13 protein-coding genes and 1 tRNA gene are annotated in these 16,966 nt (G+C 59.9%); 3 read left to right on the forward strand and 11 right to left on the reverse strand.

The genetic code is table 11. From position 1 onward, the window contains the following. Positions 1-136: 136 nt before the first annotated feature. Together gabT and gabD are read right to left on the reverse strand one after the other, a co-directional pair. The gene (gabT, locus tag GTU76_RS19860; protein WP_016987608.1) at positions 137-1,414 is read right to left on the reverse strand and encodes a 4-aminobutyrate--2-oxoglutarate transaminase; all 1,278 of its coding nucleotides are present in this window, start codon (positions 1,412-1,414) and stop codon (positions 137-139) included. A 185-nt stretch (positions 1,415-1,599) separates the two neighbouring features. Next, positions 1,600-3,042, reverse strand: coding sequence for an NADP-dependent succinate-semialdehyde dehydrogenase (gene gabD, locus GTU76_RS19865; protein ID WP_016987609.1), 1,443 nt, complete (start codon positions 3,040-3,042; stop codon positions 1,600-1,602). 442 nt (positions 3,043-3,484) lie between these two features. On the opposite strand from gabD, the gene GTU76_RS19870 reads away from it, so the two are divergent. Next, positions 3,485-3,561, forward strand: a tRNA-Arg gene (locus tag GTU76_RS19870). 199 nt (positions 3,562-3,760) lie between these two features. Continuing rightward, positions 3,761-4,801, forward strand: coding sequence for a virulence RhuM family protein (locus GTU76_RS19875; RefSeq protein WP_016987610.1), 1,041 nt, complete (start codon positions 3,761-3,763; stop codon positions 4,799-4,801). 54 nt (positions 4,802-4,855) lie between these two features. On the opposite strand, the gene GTU76_RS19880 is transcribed toward GTU76_RS19875, so the two are convergent. The 5 genes from GTU76_RS19880 to GTU76_RS19900 form a co-directional block, all read right to left on the reverse strand. Further along, positions 4,856-5,122 carry a hypothetical protein gene (locus GTU76_RS19880; protein WP_016987611.1) on the reverse strand — a complete coding sequence of 89 codons (267 nt, stop codon included), beginning with the start codon at positions 5,120-5,122 and terminating at the stop codon, positions 4,856-4,858. Between the two features lie 19 nt (positions 5,123-5,141). After that, positions 5,142-5,738 carry a hypothetical protein gene (locus tag GTU76_RS19885; protein WP_016987612.1) on the reverse strand — a complete coding sequence of 199 codons (597 nt, stop codon included), beginning with the start codon at positions 5,736-5,738 and terminating at the stop codon, positions 5,142-5,144. Next, positions 5,735-6,316, reverse strand: a complete 582-nt coding sequence (locus GTU76_RS19890) for an RNA polymerase sigma factor (RefSeq protein ID WP_026000794.1) — start codon at positions 6,314-6,316, stop codon at positions 5,735-5,737. Before GTU76_RS19890 ends, GTU76_RS19885 begins: the two co-directional genes overlap by 4 nt. Before the next feature lie 30 nt (positions 6,317-6,346). Then, positions 6,347-8,026: a vWA domain-containing protein gene (locus tag GTU76_RS19895; RefSeq protein ID WP_016987614.1), complete on the reverse strand. Its 1,680-nt coding sequence runs from the start codon at positions 8,024-8,026 to the stop codon at positions 6,347-6,349. 87 nt (positions 8,027-8,113) lie between these two features. After that, the gene (locus GTU76_RS19900; protein ID WP_095047045.1) at positions 8,114-8,674 is read right to left on the reverse strand and encodes a YbhB/YbcL family Raf kinase inhibitor-like protein; all 561 of its coding nucleotides are present in this window, start codon (positions 8,672-8,674) and stop codon (positions 8,114-8,116) included. A gap of 140 nt (positions 8,675-8,814) precedes the next feature. Here GTU76_RS19900 and GTU76_RS19905 point away from each other — a divergent pair, with 140 nt between their 5' ends. Then, entirely contained in the window at positions 8,815-10,338 is a 1,524-nt protein-coding gene (locus GTU76_RS19905; RefSeq protein ID WP_180699397.1) for an FAD-dependent oxidoreductase, read from the forward strand. A 94-nt stretch (positions 10,339-10,432) separates the two neighbouring features. On the opposite strand, the gene pgaD is transcribed toward GTU76_RS19905, so the two are convergent. From pgaD to pgaA, 4 genes are read right to left on the reverse strand one after another with little or no spacing between them, the layout of a single operon-like run. Beyond that, positions 10,433-10,966: a poly-beta-1,6-N-acetyl-D-glucosamine biosynthesis protein PgaD gene (pgaD, locus tag GTU76_RS19910; RefSeq protein ID WP_180699398.1), complete on the reverse strand. Its 534-nt coding sequence runs from the start codon at positions 10,964-10,966 to the stop codon at positions 10,433-10,435. After that, entirely contained in the window at positions 10,963-12,318 is a 1,356-nt protein-coding gene (gene pgaC, locus GTU76_RS19915; protein WP_016987619.1) for a poly-beta-1,6-N-acetyl-D-glucosamine synthase, read from the reverse strand. Before pgaC ends, pgaD begins: the two co-directional genes overlap by 4 nt. Position 12,319: 1 nt before the next feature. Further along, positions 12,320-14,317, reverse strand: a complete 1,998-nt coding sequence (pgaB, locus tag GTU76_RS19920) for a poly-beta-1,6-N-acetyl-D-glucosamine N-deacetylase PgaB (RefSeq protein ID WP_180699399.1) — start codon at positions 14,315-14,317, stop codon at positions 12,320-12,322. Between the two features lie 12 nt (positions 14,318-14,329). Continuing rightward, complete coding sequence (gene pgaA / locus GTU76_RS19925) at positions 14,330-16,810, reverse strand: poly-beta-1,6 N-acetyl-D-glucosamine export porin PgaA (protein WP_180699400.1); 2,481 nt, start codon at positions 16,808-16,810, stop codon at positions 14,330-14,332. Positions 16,811-16,966 lie beyond the last annotated feature (156 nt).

Consider the following 16,966-nt stretch of genomic DNA (forward strand, 5'->3'; position numbering starts at 1 on the left):
CGCGCTCTCCCTTGCAATGCCTGAACCTTAGCCAATGCTGGCCATTCGATACAGCGCTAAAGCGCCCGATGTGTTTCAAAGGGCATAAAAAAACCCGCCGAAGCGGGTTTTTTGTCGATCAGGTCACACGGGCAGATCAGAGCTCGGAGAAGCACTCTTCGATGATCGCCAGACCTTTGTCCAGTTGCTCGTCCGGCGAAGTCAGCGGTACGAGGACGCGCAGAACGTTGCCGTAGGTGCCGCAGGACAGCAGGATCAGACCCTTGTCGCGCGCCTTGGCCACAACCGACGCTACAGCGGCAGCGTTCGGTTTGTGGCTGTCGCCGTTTTCGAACAGCTCGACCGCGATCATCGCGCCCAGGGCACGGACTTCGCCGATCACCGGGTACTTGGCCTGGATAGCTTTCAGGCCAGTGACCAGACGCTCGCCAACAGCCTTGCAGCGGTCCAGCAGTTGCTCTTCTTCGAACACTTCCATCACTGCCAGTGCAGCGGCGCAAGCGATCGGGCTACCGGCGTAAGTGCCGCCCAGGCCACCCGGGGCGATGGCGTCCATGTATTCGGCCTTGCCGCACACACCGGCCAGCGGGAAGCCGCCTGCGATGGATTTGGCGAAGGTGGTCAGGTCGGCAGCAACGCCCATCTGCTCCATGGCGAAGAAGGTGCCGGTACGGCCAGCGCCAGTCTGTACTTCGTCAGCGATCAGCAGGATGCCGTGCTGGTCGCACAGCGCACGCAGACGCTTCATGAACTCCTTCGGCGCGACGTAGAAGCCACCTTCACCCTGTACAGGCTCGATGATGATCGCGGCGATGTCTTTCGGCTCGGCGTCATTCTTGAAGATGCGCTCGATGGACGCGATCGAATCATCGATGCTCACACCGTGCAGTTCGTTCGGGTAAAGCGCGCGGAAGATGCCGCCTGGCATCAGGCCCATGCCGGCCGAATACGGCACGACTTTACCGGTCAGGCCCAGGGTCATCATGGTGCGACCGTGGTAGGCGCCGGTGAACGCAATCACGCCGGCACGGCCAGTGGCAGCACGGGCGATTTTCACGGCGTTTTCCACGGCTTCGGAACCGGTGGTGACCAGCAGGGTTTTCTTGGTGAAATCACCCGGCACCTTGGCGTTGATCTTTTCGCACAGCTCAACGTACGGCTCGTAAGCCAGTACCTGGAAGCAGGTGTGAGTCAGCTTGTTCAGCTGTTCGGTCACGGCAGCGATGATTTTCGGGTGCACGTGGCCGGTGTTCAGTACCGCGATACCGCCAGCGAAGTCGATGAACTCACGACCTTCAACGTCAGTCACGGTAGCGTTCTTGGCCGATTCAGCGAAGATCGGGTGAATCTGGCCAACACCACGTGGAACAGCTGCGGTACGACGGGCCATCAGTTCAGCGTTAGTCTTGCTCATTACAGTCCTCATTCGCCGCTCATCGGGCGGCGTGGTTCAAGGATTAAGCGGGAGGAATCGACGGTGGCAGCATGCGATGATCGACTGCCACGGCGTTCCTGGCCGCAGAGAAAATTCCGGTTTGAAACGACACAAAGGGACAGCGCTCTCGTGCCCTTTGCGTTTGCAGCGATCCCTTTCTCGGCTTAGATGCCCAGGCAGAGGTATTTGATTTCCAGATAATCTTCGATGCCGTACTTGGAGCCTTCACGGCCCAGGCCCGAGGCCTTGATGCCGCCGAACGGCGCGACTTCGTTGGAGATCAGCCCGGTGTTGACGCCAACCATGCCGTATTCCAGCGCTTCAGCGACACGGAACACACGACCGAGGTCGCGAGCGTAGAAGTAGGAGGCCAGACCGAACTCGGTGTCGTTGGACATCGCGATCACTTCGGCTTCGTCTTTGAAGCGGAACAGCGGCGCCAGTGGACCGAAGGTTTCTTCCTTGGCCACAGCAGCATTTTTCGGCACGTTGGTCAGGATGGTCGGCTCGAAGAAGTTGCCTTCCATCGGCTTGCCACCGGCCAGTACGGTGGCGCCTTTGGAGACGGCGTCAGCGATGTGCTCTTGGACCTTGGCCACGGCTTTTTCGTCGATCAGCGGGCCAGTGGTGGTGCCGTCTTCCAGACCGTTGCCGATCTTCAGTTTGGCCACGGCCACTTTCAGCTTCTCGGCGAACGCGTCGTAGACCGAATCCTGAATGTACAGACGGTTGGCGCAGACGCAGGTCTGGCCGTTGTTGCGGTACTTGGAAATGATCGCGCCTTCGACGGCCTTATCCAGGTCCGCGTCGTCGAACACGATGAACGGCGCATTGCCGCCCAACTCAAGCGAGACTTTCTTGATGTCCTTGGCGCATTCCGACATCAGTTGACGACCGATTTCGGTCGAACCGGTGAAAGACAGTTTGCGCACGATCGGGTTGCTGGTCAGCTCGCTGCCGATGTCGCCGGCGCTGCCGGACACCACGCTGAACACGCCCGCAGGAATGCCCGCGCGCTGAGCCAGTTCGGCCAGTGCGAATGCAGAGAATGGAGTTTGCGAAGCAGGCTTGAGCACCATGGTGCAACCGGCAGCCAGTGCTGGACCGGCCTTGCGGGTGATCATCGCCGCCGGGAAGTTCCACGGGGTAATTGCGGCGGTCACACCGATTGGCTGCTTGATCACGATCAGGCGCTTGTCTGGCTGATGGCCCGGAATCACGTCACCGTAGATACGCTTGGCTTCTTCGGCGAACCACTCGATGAACGAAGCGGCGTAAACGATTTCGCCCTTGGCTTCGGCCAGCGGCTTGCCCTGTTCGAGGGTCATCAGACGCGCGAGGTCGTCCTGGTTCTCGATCATCAGTTCGAACCAGCGACGCAGCTTGCCGGCACGCTCTTTGGCGGTCAGGGCACGCCAGGCTGGCAGCGCCTTGTCGGCGGCTTCAATGGCACGGCGGGTTTCGGCAGCGCCCATCTTCGGCACGGTACCGAGGATTTCGCCGGTGGCCGGGTTGTTGACCTTGATCGTCTGACCGTTGTCCGCATCGACCCAAGCGCCATCAATGAACGCTTGCTGGCGGAACAACAGGGTGTCTTTAAGCTGCATGTCGGCTTTCCTTAACAGCACCGCGGCCTGCGCGGAGCAAATTATGATTGTAGAAAGGCGCCTCGCGAGGCTGCCGTCAGGGAAATCAGTGACCGGGTGTGGCGCATCAACAGTGCACGATTCGAAACACCGGCGCTTCAACGCCCGGTCAACGAGCGTTTGAAATCTCAAACGGATCGTAGGATCAAAGGGGTTAAAGGACAATAGGTCGTTCGAAAAAAAGAACAAAAACGCCGTGTTTGTGGAATTTTTCAGATCAACGAGCCAAAAGCCTCAGCCGCCACAAAACCATAGAACAGTCCCGCGAAAGCGCCAAGCGAGGGTTTTGCAGGACGTTACCGTTTTATGGAATGCAGCGATTTGCGCCGACACGCGCACTGACAATACCCGCTCAAACCCAGCATGGACGCCCCGAGCCGACCTAGGTATGATGTCGCCCGCTGCACCAGTAGCTCAGCTGGATAGAGTACTGCCCTCCGAAGGCAGGGGTCGTGGGTTCGAATCCCGCCTGGTGCACCATTGATTTGAACGAGAAAGCCCCGGACTGATGAAGTCCGGGGCTTTTTTGTGGGCGATGGTTTTATGAAAAGATCGGTTGGAAACAAAATTACACGACAATCGGGTTCATTAGGCCAGCGGTTTTCGCCACACTACGTAGCCAAACCTGAGCCTTTGCGATCAATGTAAAGACTCGCCAGAACTGGTCGCGGACAGCCCAATGATTGATCAGAACGACACAGCCTATCCTGCAGCCCCTCAAGGGGAGCTTTTGCTTTTTGAAAGCTCCGAAGGTCAGGTACGCCTGGAATGTCGATTCGAGTCCGAAACGCTTTGGCTATCTCAGTCGATGATTTGTGAACTGTACGGTAAGGCCAAAGCAACCATCAGCGAACATATCAGCCATATTTTTGCCGAGGGCGAGTTGTCAGAGGATTCAGTTGTTCGGTTTTACCGAACAACTGCCGCCGACAACAAACCTTACAACGTCAAATATTTCAGCCTGCCCTTGATTATCGCGGTGGGATACCGCGTCCGTTCCAAGCGAGGAACCCAATTCCGTCGATGGGCCACCCAGGTCATTCAAGAATATCTGGTCAAGGGCTTCGCCATGGACGACGAGCGATTGAGAAACCCTCCAGTGGGGCACTCACAGGTACCTGACTATTTTGACGAACTGCTTGAGCGCATCCGAGATATTCGAGCCAGCGAAAGACGGGTTTATTTAAGGGTGAAGGATATCTTCGCGATGGCGGCCGATTATGTGCCGTCCAACAAAGATACGACTGCGTTCTTTCAGATCATCCAAAACAAGCTTCATTTCGCCAGCACTGGCCTGACTGCCGCCGAGTTAATCTTCCAGCGCGTTGACGCCTCAAAACCATATATGGGTCTAACCAACTTCAAGGGAGATGAAGTGCGCAAAAGCGATGTCACAATCGCTAAAAACTACCTCATCCAAGAAGAAATCAATGCTCTCAATCGCATCGTTACGATGTGGCTGGATTTCGCCGAAGACCAAGCAATGATGCGCAAACAGGTTTTTCTGCGGGATTGGCAGGAGAAGTTGAACCAGTTTTTGGAATTCAACAGCCGCCAGATTTTGCAAGGATCGGGGCACACAACTAATCAAGCAGCGGAAGAAAAAGCCCGAGCTGAATATGAAATTTATGCCGAACGACGCAGGGCTCTGAAAGAGACAGAAGGCGAACGGTCAGCCATTGAAGCACTTCGCCACATTTCACAAAAGAGTCGGCACTGAGCCCACTGCCTTGGATCAGGCGACCAAAAACTGAGCAAGCGCCTGAAGCTCAATTCATTCCGTCGTCCAATCAAACTCATCATATTCATCGTCGTCCTCTTCCCCCTCAACCTCCTCAAAAACCTCGTCCTCATCAACGACGTCTTCTTCCGGCTGGTTCAGCAGAAATTCCTTCCGTGCCTCGGTAATAGCGCGCCGCATCTCTTCGCCCTTTTCCGGGCAGTTGAGCAATTGGGCAATGCGGTCAATTTTCGATGCCACGTTGTCCTCCAGCGTATTGGCAATGCCCCGATAGTGCGCGTTTTTGCGGGGCATTGCCAAATGGCTGAGGTTTACAGGGTCATTTTTCTTGCAACTGTTCGAGTCGAGCGTCGAGATCGGCGTTCGGGTAGCGTTTGTGCAGGTTGTTGAACAGGCTGTCAGCTGCTTGCGACTGTCCGGATTGGCGCAGGCGCAGGACTTCACGCAGTTGCGCGTCGAGGCCATTGGCCGGGGCGGTGGCGCGTTTGCTGAATTTGGTTTCATCGGCGCTGATCGCTTGATCTTGCATCGGCGCGGCCATTTCCATCATCGGCACAGGTGCCGGCATGGCGCCGGCCGGGGCGGACAATCGGTGCAGTTGCGCTGAGTCCGTGTCGGTCATCGGTACGGCAAGTTCGGGGGCTGGGGCGTAGTCGTACTGGCGCAGCGGTTCAGGGGCGCGCTGCACCAGCGACAGCATCAATGCCACGCCAACGAGGCTGGCGAACGCGACTTGCCAGCGTGGTTTGCGGCATAGATCCAGCCAGCGTTGCCAAAGGGTTGATTTCGGCGCAGGAGTTTGACGCTGCGCGGCGTCGAGGATGAACGCATCGAGATGCGCTGGCGGTTCAGCGTTGTGCTGTTCGCGCACATGTTTGATCAGCGGATCTTCAGGTGTCTGGCGGGCGTCAGTCATGTCAGTACCTCCTCGGCCAGCAGCCGACGCAGTTTTTGCTGGGCGTAGCGCAAGCGGCTTTTGACGGTTTCCAGCGGCGTTTCGGTGAGGCTGGCGATTTGTCCCAGGTCGAGGTCGCCGTGGGCACGCAGCAGGAACACTTCGCGCTGGTCGGCGGGCAGGGTTTGCAGGGCGCTTTCCAGACGCTGGTTGTCGCGGCTGAGGCTGAACAGTTGCTCGGGATCGTTCGCCTCGTCGCTGACGGCATGTGCTTGTTCATCATAACTGTCGTGCAGCGGTTGCTGGGCGCCATGCTTGCGCCAGTGATCGATCAGGCGATTACGGGCAATCTGGAACAGCCATGTGCGAAATGTCGCCCGGCCTTGTGGCTGACTGCTGCTGCGGATCAGGCTCAGCCAGGTTTCCTGAAACACCTCGTCGGCCAGTTCCGGTTTACCGCTCAATCCGAGTAGAAACCGGTACAGGCCTTGGCGATGGCGCGCGTACAAGATCTCGAACGCCGCGCCGTCGCCCTCGCGATAACGCGCCAGCAGCGATTCATCGCTGTTGGCGGTTGAGCTGTCTGCCGAAGCAAACAGCTGACTGATGAAGCCTTTCAGACGACTCACTTATTCCATCCGTCGTTCAGTAGCCAGCGCGTTCGAAGCGGTTGAGTTGCGCAAGCTCTGCGCCAGCGCGACCAGTTGCACGAACTCATTGCGCAAGCCGAAGCGATCATCGCCGCGCGCGCCACGGGCCAATGCCTCGGTGTCTTTCAGACTGAAGTCGCCGGTGTAGCGACTGTCCTTGAGTTGCTGGGAGAATGCGGCCACGGCGGCGGCAAAACGCAGATCTTCGCTGGCGGTTGCGACTTGGTTGGCGATCGGCCGTTCGATCAGCAGACTTTTCCCACCTTCGGGACGCTGATAACGCACACGCAGCATCGCCAATTCTCCGCTCTTCGCGGAAACAACCGGTTCCGACTTGGCGTAACGCAGCGGCTCCAACCAGCCCTTTTCACCCGCCGGAACAATTTCGTACAACGCGGTCACCGTATGTCCTACGCCGATTTCACCGGCATCGACTTTGTCATTGCTGAAATCCTCACGCTTCAACGCACGGTTTTCGTAGCCGAGCAGGCGATATTCGCTGACCTGCGCCGGGTTGAACTCCACCTGCAGTTTGACGTTCTGCGCCACCACGGCGAGGGTCGAACTCAACTGATCCACCAGCACTTTGCGCGCCTCGCGCAGGTTGTCGATGTAGGCGTAGTTACCATCGCCAGCGTCGGCCAGTTGTTCCATCAAGTGTTCATTGTAGTTATCCACACCGAAACCCAAGGTCGTCAGCGAAATCCCGGTTTTGCGTTTATCCACAGCCATTTGTTTGAGGCTGTCGAAGTCACTGACGCCGACATTAAAGTCGCCATCGGTGGCCAGGAGGATGCGGTTGATGCCTTTGGGAATGAAGGCCTGCTGCGCCATTTGGTAGGCCAATTCGATGCCTGAAGCGCCGGCGGTCGAACCGCCGGCAGTCAATTGCTCAATGGCTGTACGAATTTTCGCTTTCTCGCGCCCGGAAGTCGGTTCAAGCACCACTCTGGATTCGCCGGCATACACCACCAGTGACACGCGATCCTGATCGCGCAATTGATCGACCAGCAATTTCAGCGTGCTTTTGACCATCGGCAGCCCTTCGCGACGATCCATCGAGCCGGACACGTCGACCAGAAATACCAGATTGGCCGGGGCCAGTTCCGCCACCGCGCGGTCGGAAGCCTTGATGCCGATGCGCAGCAAGCGGGTGTGCGGGTTCCACGGTGAAGCGGCCAGTTCGGTGGTCACGCCGAAGGGCGAGCCATCGCTGGGCAGCGCGTAGTCGTAAGGGAAGTAATTGATCATTTCCTCCAGACGCACCGCGCCTTCCGGCGGCAATCGGCCTTGATTGAGCAGGCGACGGACGTTGGCATAAGCGCCCGTGTCGACGTCAGCACTGAACGTTGAAACCGGCGTTTCGGCAACGCTGTGGATCGGGTTATCCGCCAACGCCTGATACTGCTCGCGCTGCTCGTCGCGATAGCCCTGTGGATAACTTTCACTCAACGGCATCGGCGCACTGCCCGCATTGGGCATCCTGTACAGCGCGCGTTTGGCCATTGAGGTGTCAGCCATGACCGCTTCCTGGCGAACGAGAACTTCGGACTGCGCAGGCGCGGGCACAGCAGCGGAATCGGGCGTGGACGAAGCACCGCAACCGGCGAGCGCCAGCAGCACAGCAACCGCGACAGGACGCAAAAGAGCAAGTGACATGGGGGCTGACCTCGGGATGAAATTGATCATTCATCCACTGAGACGGGCAGCCCCTTCAGTTCGGGTTAAACGCCGCTGAAAATATTTTCAGCGGTGATAACGCCGCACTGCGCTGCTGTTGCGCAGCACATGACCTTTGATTTTTTCCATCAGCTCGGCGCGGGTCAGACCGGCCGGCAAGGCGTCCGGCGCCAGATCCAGTGCGTAGATCTGGATGATGTAGTGGTGCGCACTGTCACCCACTGGCGGGCAAGGCCCCATGTAATGCGTGTTGCCCTTGCTGTTGGTGCCGCCAACGCCTTCGAACGCGGATTTGGCCCCGACACCTGCCGCAATCTGGCGCGTGGTGGACTTGATGCCGTAATGAATCCAGTGATCGACGCCCAGGCCTTTCTGGCCGTCCGGATCGTGCATGACGATCGCATAACTCTGGGTGCCGGCAGGCCCTGCGTTCCAGCTCAGGGCCGGTGACTGGTTCTTGCCGCCACAACCGGGCGCATCGCTCGCCGCTGCCGAGGTGAACAGGCGGTTATCGGAAACACCCGGAATGCTCAGGGTGAAACGCTCTTGGGCCTGCGCCGGAAACTGCACGCAAAGGGTGACGGCGAGTGCCGCCAGCCAGGGGTTGAGAGAGGTCAATCGGGTCATTCCGGGAGCACCTTGTGCAGTGGGGCCGTGTTCGGCCTGCAAACTATAGCCGTACCGTTCGTGCCGTGGCAGTAGCAAATGGCTGAACCTCGCACTACGACGCAAACTCACAAGAGAAATGCCCCGCGAGGAAGCCGCCCATGTCCCTGCACCGCGTCGCCCGTATTGCCGATGTCCCTGAAGACCGTGGCCTGCAAGTTGAAATCGGTGAATGCAAGATTGTGCTGCTGCGCGCCGCTGGGCAATTACGCGCATTTCAAGGCGAATGCCCACATGCCGGGGCGCCGCTGGCTGACGGTGCCTTGTGTCACGGGCGCCTGATCTGCCCGTGGCACAAGGCTGCGTTTCGCGCAGAAGACGGCGCACTGTGCGAGCCACCGGCGCTCGACAGCCTCAAACGTTATCCGCTGGAACTGCGTGGCGATGAGGTCTGGGTCGATGATCAGCCGTTGGCGGATCCGCATACCCCTCCGGCGGATGATTCGCGCACGTTCGTGATCGTCGGCGCGGGTGCGGCCGGTACCGCGTGTGCGGCAGCGCTGCGGGAAAAAGGTTTTGGTGGCCGCATCGTGATGATTGATCGCGAGGCAGATGCCGGTTACGACCGCACGGTGCTGAGCAAATTTGTTCTCGCAGGGGAAATGCCCCCCGAGGAAACCCCTCCGCTGCGAGATGAAGCTTTTTATAAAGAGCAGCGTATTGAGCGACTGGAAAACGAAATCACCTCGCTCGACGCCTCAAGCAGGGTTTTGCACCTCAGCGATGGCCAGATCTTGCGCTACGACGCGGCCGTGCTGGCCACTGGCGGTGAGCCCAACCCGCTGAAGTTACCCGGAGCCGATCTTCCGCAGGTGTTCGTGCTGCGCTCAAAAGCCCAGGCCGAACAGATCATGAAAGCGGCCAGCCCCGATCAACGCGCCGTGATCATCGGTGACAGCTTCATCGCCCTCGAATGCGCCTCGGCCCTGCGTCAGCATGGCCTCGATGTCACGGTGCTGGCTCGCCACGCGATTCCCTTCGCCGCGCAATTCGGCGAGGCCGTGGGCAAAGCCATCCGCGCTTTGCACGAGGAAAACGGCGTGAAGTTCATCAGCGAGCACGAGGCCACAGAGATTATCGGTGAGGGCAAGGTCGAAGCGGTGCTGCTGGACAATGGTCTGCGGCTTTCTGCGGATCTGGTACTGGTCGGGATCGGTGTACAACCAGCCACCGAGGCTTTCGCCTCACTGCCAAGGGAAAAGGATCAGTCATTGCGCGTCGATGACCGCATGCGCCTGAGCGAAAGCCTATGGGCCATCGGCGATATCGCTACGTTTCCGCTCCACGGCCAGCCGCAACGTATCGAGCACTGGCGCCTGGCTCAGCAACACGCACGCATCGCCGCTGCCAACATGCTCGGTGGCGACGAACATTACCTCGACGTGCCGTTCTTCTGGACCTGGCATTTCGGCAAGAACTACGACTACCTGGGCCACGCCGAGCATTGGGATGAGGTGGAGTTTCGCGGCGAGCCTGAACATCCGCCATTTATTGGTCTGTTTGGCAGAAACGGCATTCTGGTCGCTGCAGTCGCCTGCGAGAAGGACCGGGCGATGGCGCTGCTGGCCGAGCGCATGAAGCAACCGCTGGCTATGGAAGAGGCCTGGACATTGATCCGCGATTGAAAAAACCGTGCAGGAGCTGCCGAAGGCTGCGATCTGTTGATCTTTAAGTTCAAAAGATCGCAGCCTTTGGCAGCTCCTACACGGGGTTCACCATTCAGGTAATACGATTCACCGGTTCGCGATTATCGTCATCCTCGGCATGCAGAAAGATCACCCGTGGATGCTCCAGCGGTGCCAGCGGCGGTGGCAGTTCCTGCTGCCGAACCGGCCAGAAGTGCGTCACCACATGGCTGATGTCACCTTCCTGATCGTTGTGAATGGTCATAACCCCGGGTGTGCGCAGCTTCTGAAAGCGCTCATCGCAGAGTTTGAAACTCTTGCTCAGCCCTTCATCGTCGATCACCGGCGACGGCAACCGACGCTGGGCGAAGCTGCGGCTTTTACGCTGCTGATAACGCGCCCAACCGATCAGAATCACCGCGTTGACCAACGCCACCCACAGATAAATCTGCAGGGTGCCCAGCGCGTCGAACGCCGATTTATCGATCAGCGGCCCGCCCGCGTGAGTTTCGATCAGCGGCCACAAGCCACGGATCAGCAGAAACAGCAGGCCAACCCACGCCACAACGGTAAGAATCACATCGACCACGACCAGGAACGGCCGCTGGCGGGTCCGGATGATTTTCATTTGATGACCTCCTCTTCGTCGTCGCCAATCGGTTTGATACCCCGGTCGGGACTGACCCAACGCGCACGTTTCTGATGTTGGCCGAACAAGACTTTCGGGAAGCTGACCAGCGTGGTCAGCAAACTGACAAACCAGAATGCAATCGGGTACCAGACCACCCAGAACATGGTCTTGCCCAACCCAGGCTCGTAGCGGCGGTCGATGATGATGCTGACGGCGAACTGCACCAGGCAGACGAAGGCCAGCAGCAACCCGGTAAACGCCGGCGGCATCAGGTGATCTACCGCAATGGCTTCCGGCATGACCACGAACTTGCCGACGCCCCAGAAAATCACCGACAACAGGAAGGTGAATGCCCACCCGGTCGACAGGCAGTATTCGAACAGTAGCGGCCACAGGTAACGATGGCGGTACTGCCAGATGCCACGGATGTTCTTGAACAGCACTTCGGCACCGCCCTGGGCCCAGCGCAACCGCTGCTTCCACAAACCACCGAGGGTTTCCGGCATGAGGATCCAGCACAACGCACGCGGCTCGTAGAAGATGCTCCAGTGATCGAGTTGCAGCTTCCAGCTGATGTCGATGTCTTCGGTGATCATGTCCGGGCTCCAGTAACCGACGCGGTTCAGCGCGGTACGGCGGAACGCGACGATCACGCCGGAGACGGTAAAGATCCGCCCGAACACCCGTTGCGTGCGTTTGATCAGGCCGATGATCGAGGAGAACTCACCGACCTGAACCCGCCCGACCAGCGTCGAACGCGTGCGAATCCGAGGGTTGCCGGTCACCGCGCCAAGGCGTGCGTTATCCAGCATCGGTGCGACCAGATACGCCGCCGTGTTCGGTGCCAGCAGCGCATCACCGTCAATGCACACCAGATACTCACTGCGCGCAGCGATCGCCCCCATTCGCAAGGCCACAGCTTTGCCTTGGTTCTCCGCGAGATGCAGCACGCGCAGACGTGGATCTTCCTTGGCCAGCGCATCGAGCACTTCGGCGGTGTTGTCCTTGGAGCCGTCGTTGATCGCAATGACTTCGATGTTCGGGTAATGCTGGGCCAGCGCCGCGTGGATCGTATCGGCGGCGTTGTCGCCTTCGTTGTAGCAAGGGATCAGGATCGAGATCAGCGGCTCGCCTTCCAGTGGCGGCGGCAGGGTGTCGTCCTGCCACGGCCAGTGGCGCTCCCAGTGCAGCCAGAAATACAGGCCACCGGCAATCCACAACCCGGACATGAACAGCGGGTAGAAGAACACGAAGTCCATCAGGAACTGCCCGGTGACCAGGAAGATCAGGCCCAGCGGCACGCCGAGGACGAGCGCCAGAACAAGCAGGGCTAACAGTCTATCCAGCATGTTATGGATTCCATTTGTTGGAGAGTGCAGGCCTTACGGTTTTCAGGTCCGGCAGGTTGTCGAGGAAGTTGTCCGGGTAGTAACCGAAACTGGTCGCGCCCTGACGCTTGAGACGGCCCATCCAGTCCGCCAGATGCGCACCGTCGATGTCGGCCTGGTCCTTTTTCGTCCAGTCCCGTGCCTGCAATTCGAACACCGTGCGGTTCAGGGCTCCGGGGCGCTTGCTGACGGTTTGCACCAAGGTTTCCAGCCACGGGCCGGACTCGGCCTGGGTTTGTTTTTCCATGAGCGGCATGGCCATCGGCGCCGTCCAGTCGTAGGTCACGAGGAAGTCGTCGAGGTTCTGTGCGTACCATGCTTCGCTCTCGGGATTGAGCATCGGCTCGGCGAAGATGTTGCGCGCGGTCAGCACCTGCGGGCCACGAATCGCGCGGACTTTGGCGGTGAGCTCGTTGGTGAAGTCGATGAGGTATTTGCTCTTGAAGCGCGTCCAGCGCTGCATCGCTGCAGGATCATCGCGCAGCGCGGCAATCGAACCCGGCAAACCGTGGGCGGCGTAGGCTTTCAAGGCTTCGGGGCTGGCGTCTTCAAAGTCTGAAAGCACCGCATCATCGTGATAGAGGATGCCGTCGACCGATGTCAGCCGTGCCACGTCTTCGTAGATTTCGCCGATGATCCGCCGCACCTCCGGATCGAACGGTGAAAGTCGTTTGTACTGATCCGGATCGACTGCGGTGGTGCCGGTTTTCGGATCCCAGCGCGTTACACGCGGCAGCTTCGCATCAAGGCCGAAACTCAGCACCGGCATCCACGCAAACACCTTCACATTGGCGCGAGTGCGCAGTTGCCAGGCAACGCGGTCGAAAATGTCGGCACGTACCGGCAAGTGACGGTTGGGGAAGTACAGCGAGTGCACCAGACCATCGCCCTGCGGATCGGCAAAGGCTTGCAGGAACACCGTGTTGGCGCCCATGTCGGCCATGCGCTGCACCAGCTTGCCGAGGTTGATGTCCTGTTGTGCCGGGTCCGGGTCGTAGACGTTATCCAGATCAACATGCACCACACGCATGACGAAATCCGACTGCACGTCGACGATGCTATTGGAGAAAACCTCGCCGTCGGGATCGGAGGCAACCAGGAAGCGCGGGCTGCTCATCAGGTTGTCGAGGGCATCGAGGCCGTCGTCCAGCGTCAGGGCCATCTCATAGCCTTCCTCGCCGACCACGGTCAGCGAAGTGCCGTCCGCCGTACCATATGGCCAGACCCAGATACGCGGTTTCTTGCCAGTGACCTTGCGGATTTTTTCCGAGATGGCGTTCACGTCGGTGCGAATCCGCGCCTGGAAATCGGCCTCGGATTCATAACGCTTGGTCACTGGATCGTAGCGTCGGGTCGCCGCCGCCGGCTGCATATTGCCCTGCGGGTTGGCCAGAATCCCTTTGTGATTGGCGTCGGTGTGCGCGGCGATTTCCACCAGACCGGATTGCGAGATCTCGCGCACTTGGTCCCAGGTCAGGAAGTCTGAACGTGCGCGCGGGGCGCCAGCAAAATCCACCGATTGATTGAGTGGCGTGTCGATCCAGACGCCGACCGGGGCCAGCAAGGCGTGCCAGTTGTAGGCGCGCAGCACAGGCAGCACGCGAGTATAGAAGCTCGCATAACCGTCGTCGAAACTGAGCAGGATCGCTTTCGCCGGCAGCTCCGGGCCGCCCTTGCGCGCGGCCATGATCTGGTCGACGGTCACCGGTTTGTAGCCGTTCTCGCGCAACCAGGCGAGCTGCTCGATCATGCGCTCGGTGCGCACCGCCACCACGGCCTGATCGGGATCGCGGTCTTCAACATCGTGATAGGCGATACCGAGCACGTGATTTTTCGGCCACGGTTTTTCACTGGCCGCCAGCGGACGCTCGGACGGCGGCGCGAAGGCCGGAGCTTGCTGGGCGCAGGCGCTGACCAGCAGCGCTCCCAGCAGAAGGATGAAACGCGAAATCAAAGGCATCTTCAAACTCTTCTAGAAGCGGAAAGTGAGGTCGACGAGCAGACGCAGATCGGTCTCCCGATCACCGTCGTAAGGCCGGTTGATCACACTGAACAAGCCGCCCACCTCGAACACGTCGTTCCAGGCATAACGCTGGCCGTAACCGAGCAACGCCATGCCGCCGGTGCCGTGATCACGCTGGCTGTACGTGCCCGCGCCGGCCTGGAATTGTTGGCTCCAGGAGGTTTCGTAGCGGTGGTAGAGCACGTGATTGACGTTGACCAGCGGCATCACGCTGAAGTCGGATTTGGGGTTGAAGTACGGCACGTCATCGGACTTGGAGTTGTGGCTGGTGCCGACTTCCAGACCCGCATCGACCTGCACGTTCGGCGAGCTGTAGACGCCCTCGCGACCGGTGAGCAAGGCTTCGACGCGGTTGTTGCCGTCGCTGAAATGCGACGGGCTGACGGACAGTTTCCACTCGCGGCTTTCGTTGGCGCGCCAGCGGAGGAAACCGCTGCCGCCGTTGGCCTTGATGTCGCTGTTGAGTGCGCGCAACGGCGTCTCGGCCGAGAGGTATTCGAGGCTGCCGCCGTACTGCCAGTGGTCGTTGATGTCGCGGGCGATCGCCAGACGCGCGCCCTGTTTGTCGCCAAAACCGTAGGAATGGTTAGAGACTTCCGCTTCGAGGGTCATGTCGCGGGTGCGCCGCTCCAGGCCGACACGCTGGAAGCGGTGGTGACCGGTGCCTTCGGCGAAGTCGCCGGTGGCATAGCCAGCCCCGGCAAACACGCGCCAGTCTTCATCCATCGGCGGGCTGTACAAGGTGGTCTGGATGCCAAAGTCGCGGCTGCCGCTGACGGCGCCGGCATCGCCACTGCCGCCACCATTGGCCTTGCCGCCATAGGCTTCGACGCGCAGTTCCGACATGTCATGGACTTCGCGCTCGCGAGCCAGACGCTGCACCTGGCGGTTATCCGGATAGCGTGCGACGACATCGTCGGTCAGCGCATCCATTTGCCGCCATTCCTGCAATTCCATGGCCGTGTGGGCCTGGCCGATTTCCAGGCCCATGGCGCGCGGCACCATGCTCTCGGTTTCCTTGAGCTGGATTTCCGCGCGGCGCGGCCATTGCCGCGCCAGATACAGGTCGGCCTGAGCCAGACGCAGGCCGACATTGCCGGGCGCCTGATCGACCAGCGTTTGCAAGCGTTCTTCGCCGTGGGGCAGGTCGGAACCATAGGTCCCGGCTTGCGCGGCCAACTGCTGGGCGTCCATCCATTCATGGTTGGGGTTGCCGATGGGCAAACCTTTGAGTTCGACACGCGGACGCTGGGACTTGGCGGCGTCCTCGGCGACTTTGCGCGCTTCATCGGCGCGGTCGCTTTCCAGCAATGCGTAATACAGCGCGGTAGTGTCTTCGAGGCGATCACCGACATCAGCGTCCGGCGCCGACAGCACCTGGCGATACAAGTCCGTGGCGATTTCCGGTTCACGCTGATCCAGATACGACGCCGCTACCCAGCGCAACGCGTAGGTTGGAACCTTCACGCCCTCGGCTTGCAGCTTCTGGTACTCGGTGATGACGTCGGCGGTGCGTGCGCGGGCCTTGAGCGCCCCCATGCGGTCAATGCGCCAGCGAATCACGTCGTCGTGGGGGGTCGAGTCGGGGGTCCAGGTGGCGAGCAGCTTGTCGTAATCGGCCAGCGCGCGATCGGTGATGACGTAGCGCTCTTTTTCGCTGCGAGTGGCGAGCTCGGCGAGACGCACACGCTCGGCGGCCAGATCACCTTCGAGGCGACGCAACGTGACCGGATCGATCAGGCCCGGACGCTGATTGGCCAGACGCAGCGCCGGTTCCGGCAGACGCGCCTTTTGCAGAGCGACCACGTATTCACGGGCGACTTCCGGTTTGCTGCCGGCGCGTTTGAAGGCTTGATCGTATTCGAACAGGGCGTCGTACTGTTTGCCGGCGCGGGTTAACGCGTAGCCCAGCGCCAGACGGCGGGAAGGATCATCAGGCTTGGCCACCACCAGCGCTTTGGCACGAGTCACCGCTTCGTCGGGCTTGCCGGCGTCAGCCTGGGTCAGGGCCAGGCCCAGTTGCAGGTCGGCGTTATCCGGCTCCAGCGCCAGGGCCTTGTTGTAGACCTGCGTGGCTTGATCCCAGCGTTTGAGGTTGCGATAGGCGCGGGCGGTGGCGGTCAGCGCCTGAACCGGCAGGACGCGATCGCGGCCCTGGGTTTCATAAACCTGCACCACTTCGGCATCGAGGCCGGCCCAACTGGCGATTTGCAGGTGATCGCTGATCTGCCCGATCGTCGACTGACCCGGTGGCACCTGACGCAAAACCGTCAGCGCCGGCGTGGTTTGCCCGGCACGGGCGTCGCGCACCATCTGATCATAGGGTGTGTCGGCAAACGCCATCGCCGGCCAGAGCAACTGGCTGCACAGCGCGACTCGGAACAAAGGGCGTAAACCACGATGTAATACAGGAACATCAATACGCGGCATTCGTCAGCATCCTTACATGGCCAGCCGGGTCGCAATGCCCTCCTTGCCCATTCGTAACGGTGGCCGCCAATGCACATCCAACGGCCAAGCTTAGTCAGGCAGTCTTGCACGCAAGCGTTGACCAGGATCCACAACACAATAATTGTTCAGAATCCT

This window comes from Pseudomonas crudilactis, from assembly GCF_013433315.1.
Lineage (GTDB): Bacteria > Pseudomonadota > Gammaproteobacteria > Pseudomonadales > Pseudomonadaceae > Aquipseudomonas > Aquipseudomonas crudilactis.

Coding starts and splice junctions, on each gene's coding strand:
- GTU76_RS19885 (WP_016987612.1), bottom strand. CDS start 5,738: ATGACTGACGCCCGCCAGACACCTGAAGATCCGCTGATCAAACATGTG.
- pgaB (WP_180699399.1), bottom strand. CDS start 14,317: ATGCCTTTGATTTCGCGTTTCATCCTTCTGCTGGGAGCGCTGCTGGTC.
- pgaD (WP_180699398.1), bottom strand. CDS start 10,966: ATGAAAATCATCCGGACCCGCCAGCGGCCGTTCCTGGTCGTGGTCGAT.
- GTU76_RS19875 (WP_016987610.1), top strand. CDS start 3,761: ATGATTGATCAGAACGACACAGCCTATCCTGCAGCCCCTCAAGGGGAG.
- gabT (WP_016987608.1), bottom strand. CDS start 1,414: ATGAGCAAGACTAACGCTGAACTGATGGCCCGTCGTACCGCAGCTGTT.
- GTU76_RS19905 (WP_180699397.1), top strand. CDS start 8,815: ATGTCCCTGCACCGCGTCGCCCGTATTGCCGATGTCCCTGAAGACCGT.
- GTU76_RS19900 (WP_095047045.1), bottom strand. CDS start 8,674: ATGACCCGATTGACCTCTCTCAACCCCTGGCTGGCGGCACTCGCCGTC.
- GTU76_RS19895 (WP_016987614.1), bottom strand. CDS start 8,026: ATGTCACTTGCTCTTTTGCGTCCTGTCGCGGTTGCTGTGCTGCTGGCG.
- pgaA (WP_180699400.1), bottom strand. CDS start 16,810: ATGCCGCGTATTGATGTTCCTGTATTACATCGTGGTTTACGCCCTTTG.
- gabD (WP_016987609.1), bottom strand. CDS start 3,042: ATGCAGCTTAAAGACACCCTGTTGTTCCGCCAGCAAGCGTTCATTGAT.
- pgaC (WP_016987619.1), bottom strand. CDS start 12,318: ATGCTGGATAGACTGTTAGCCCTGCTTGTTCTGGCGCTCGTCCTCGGC.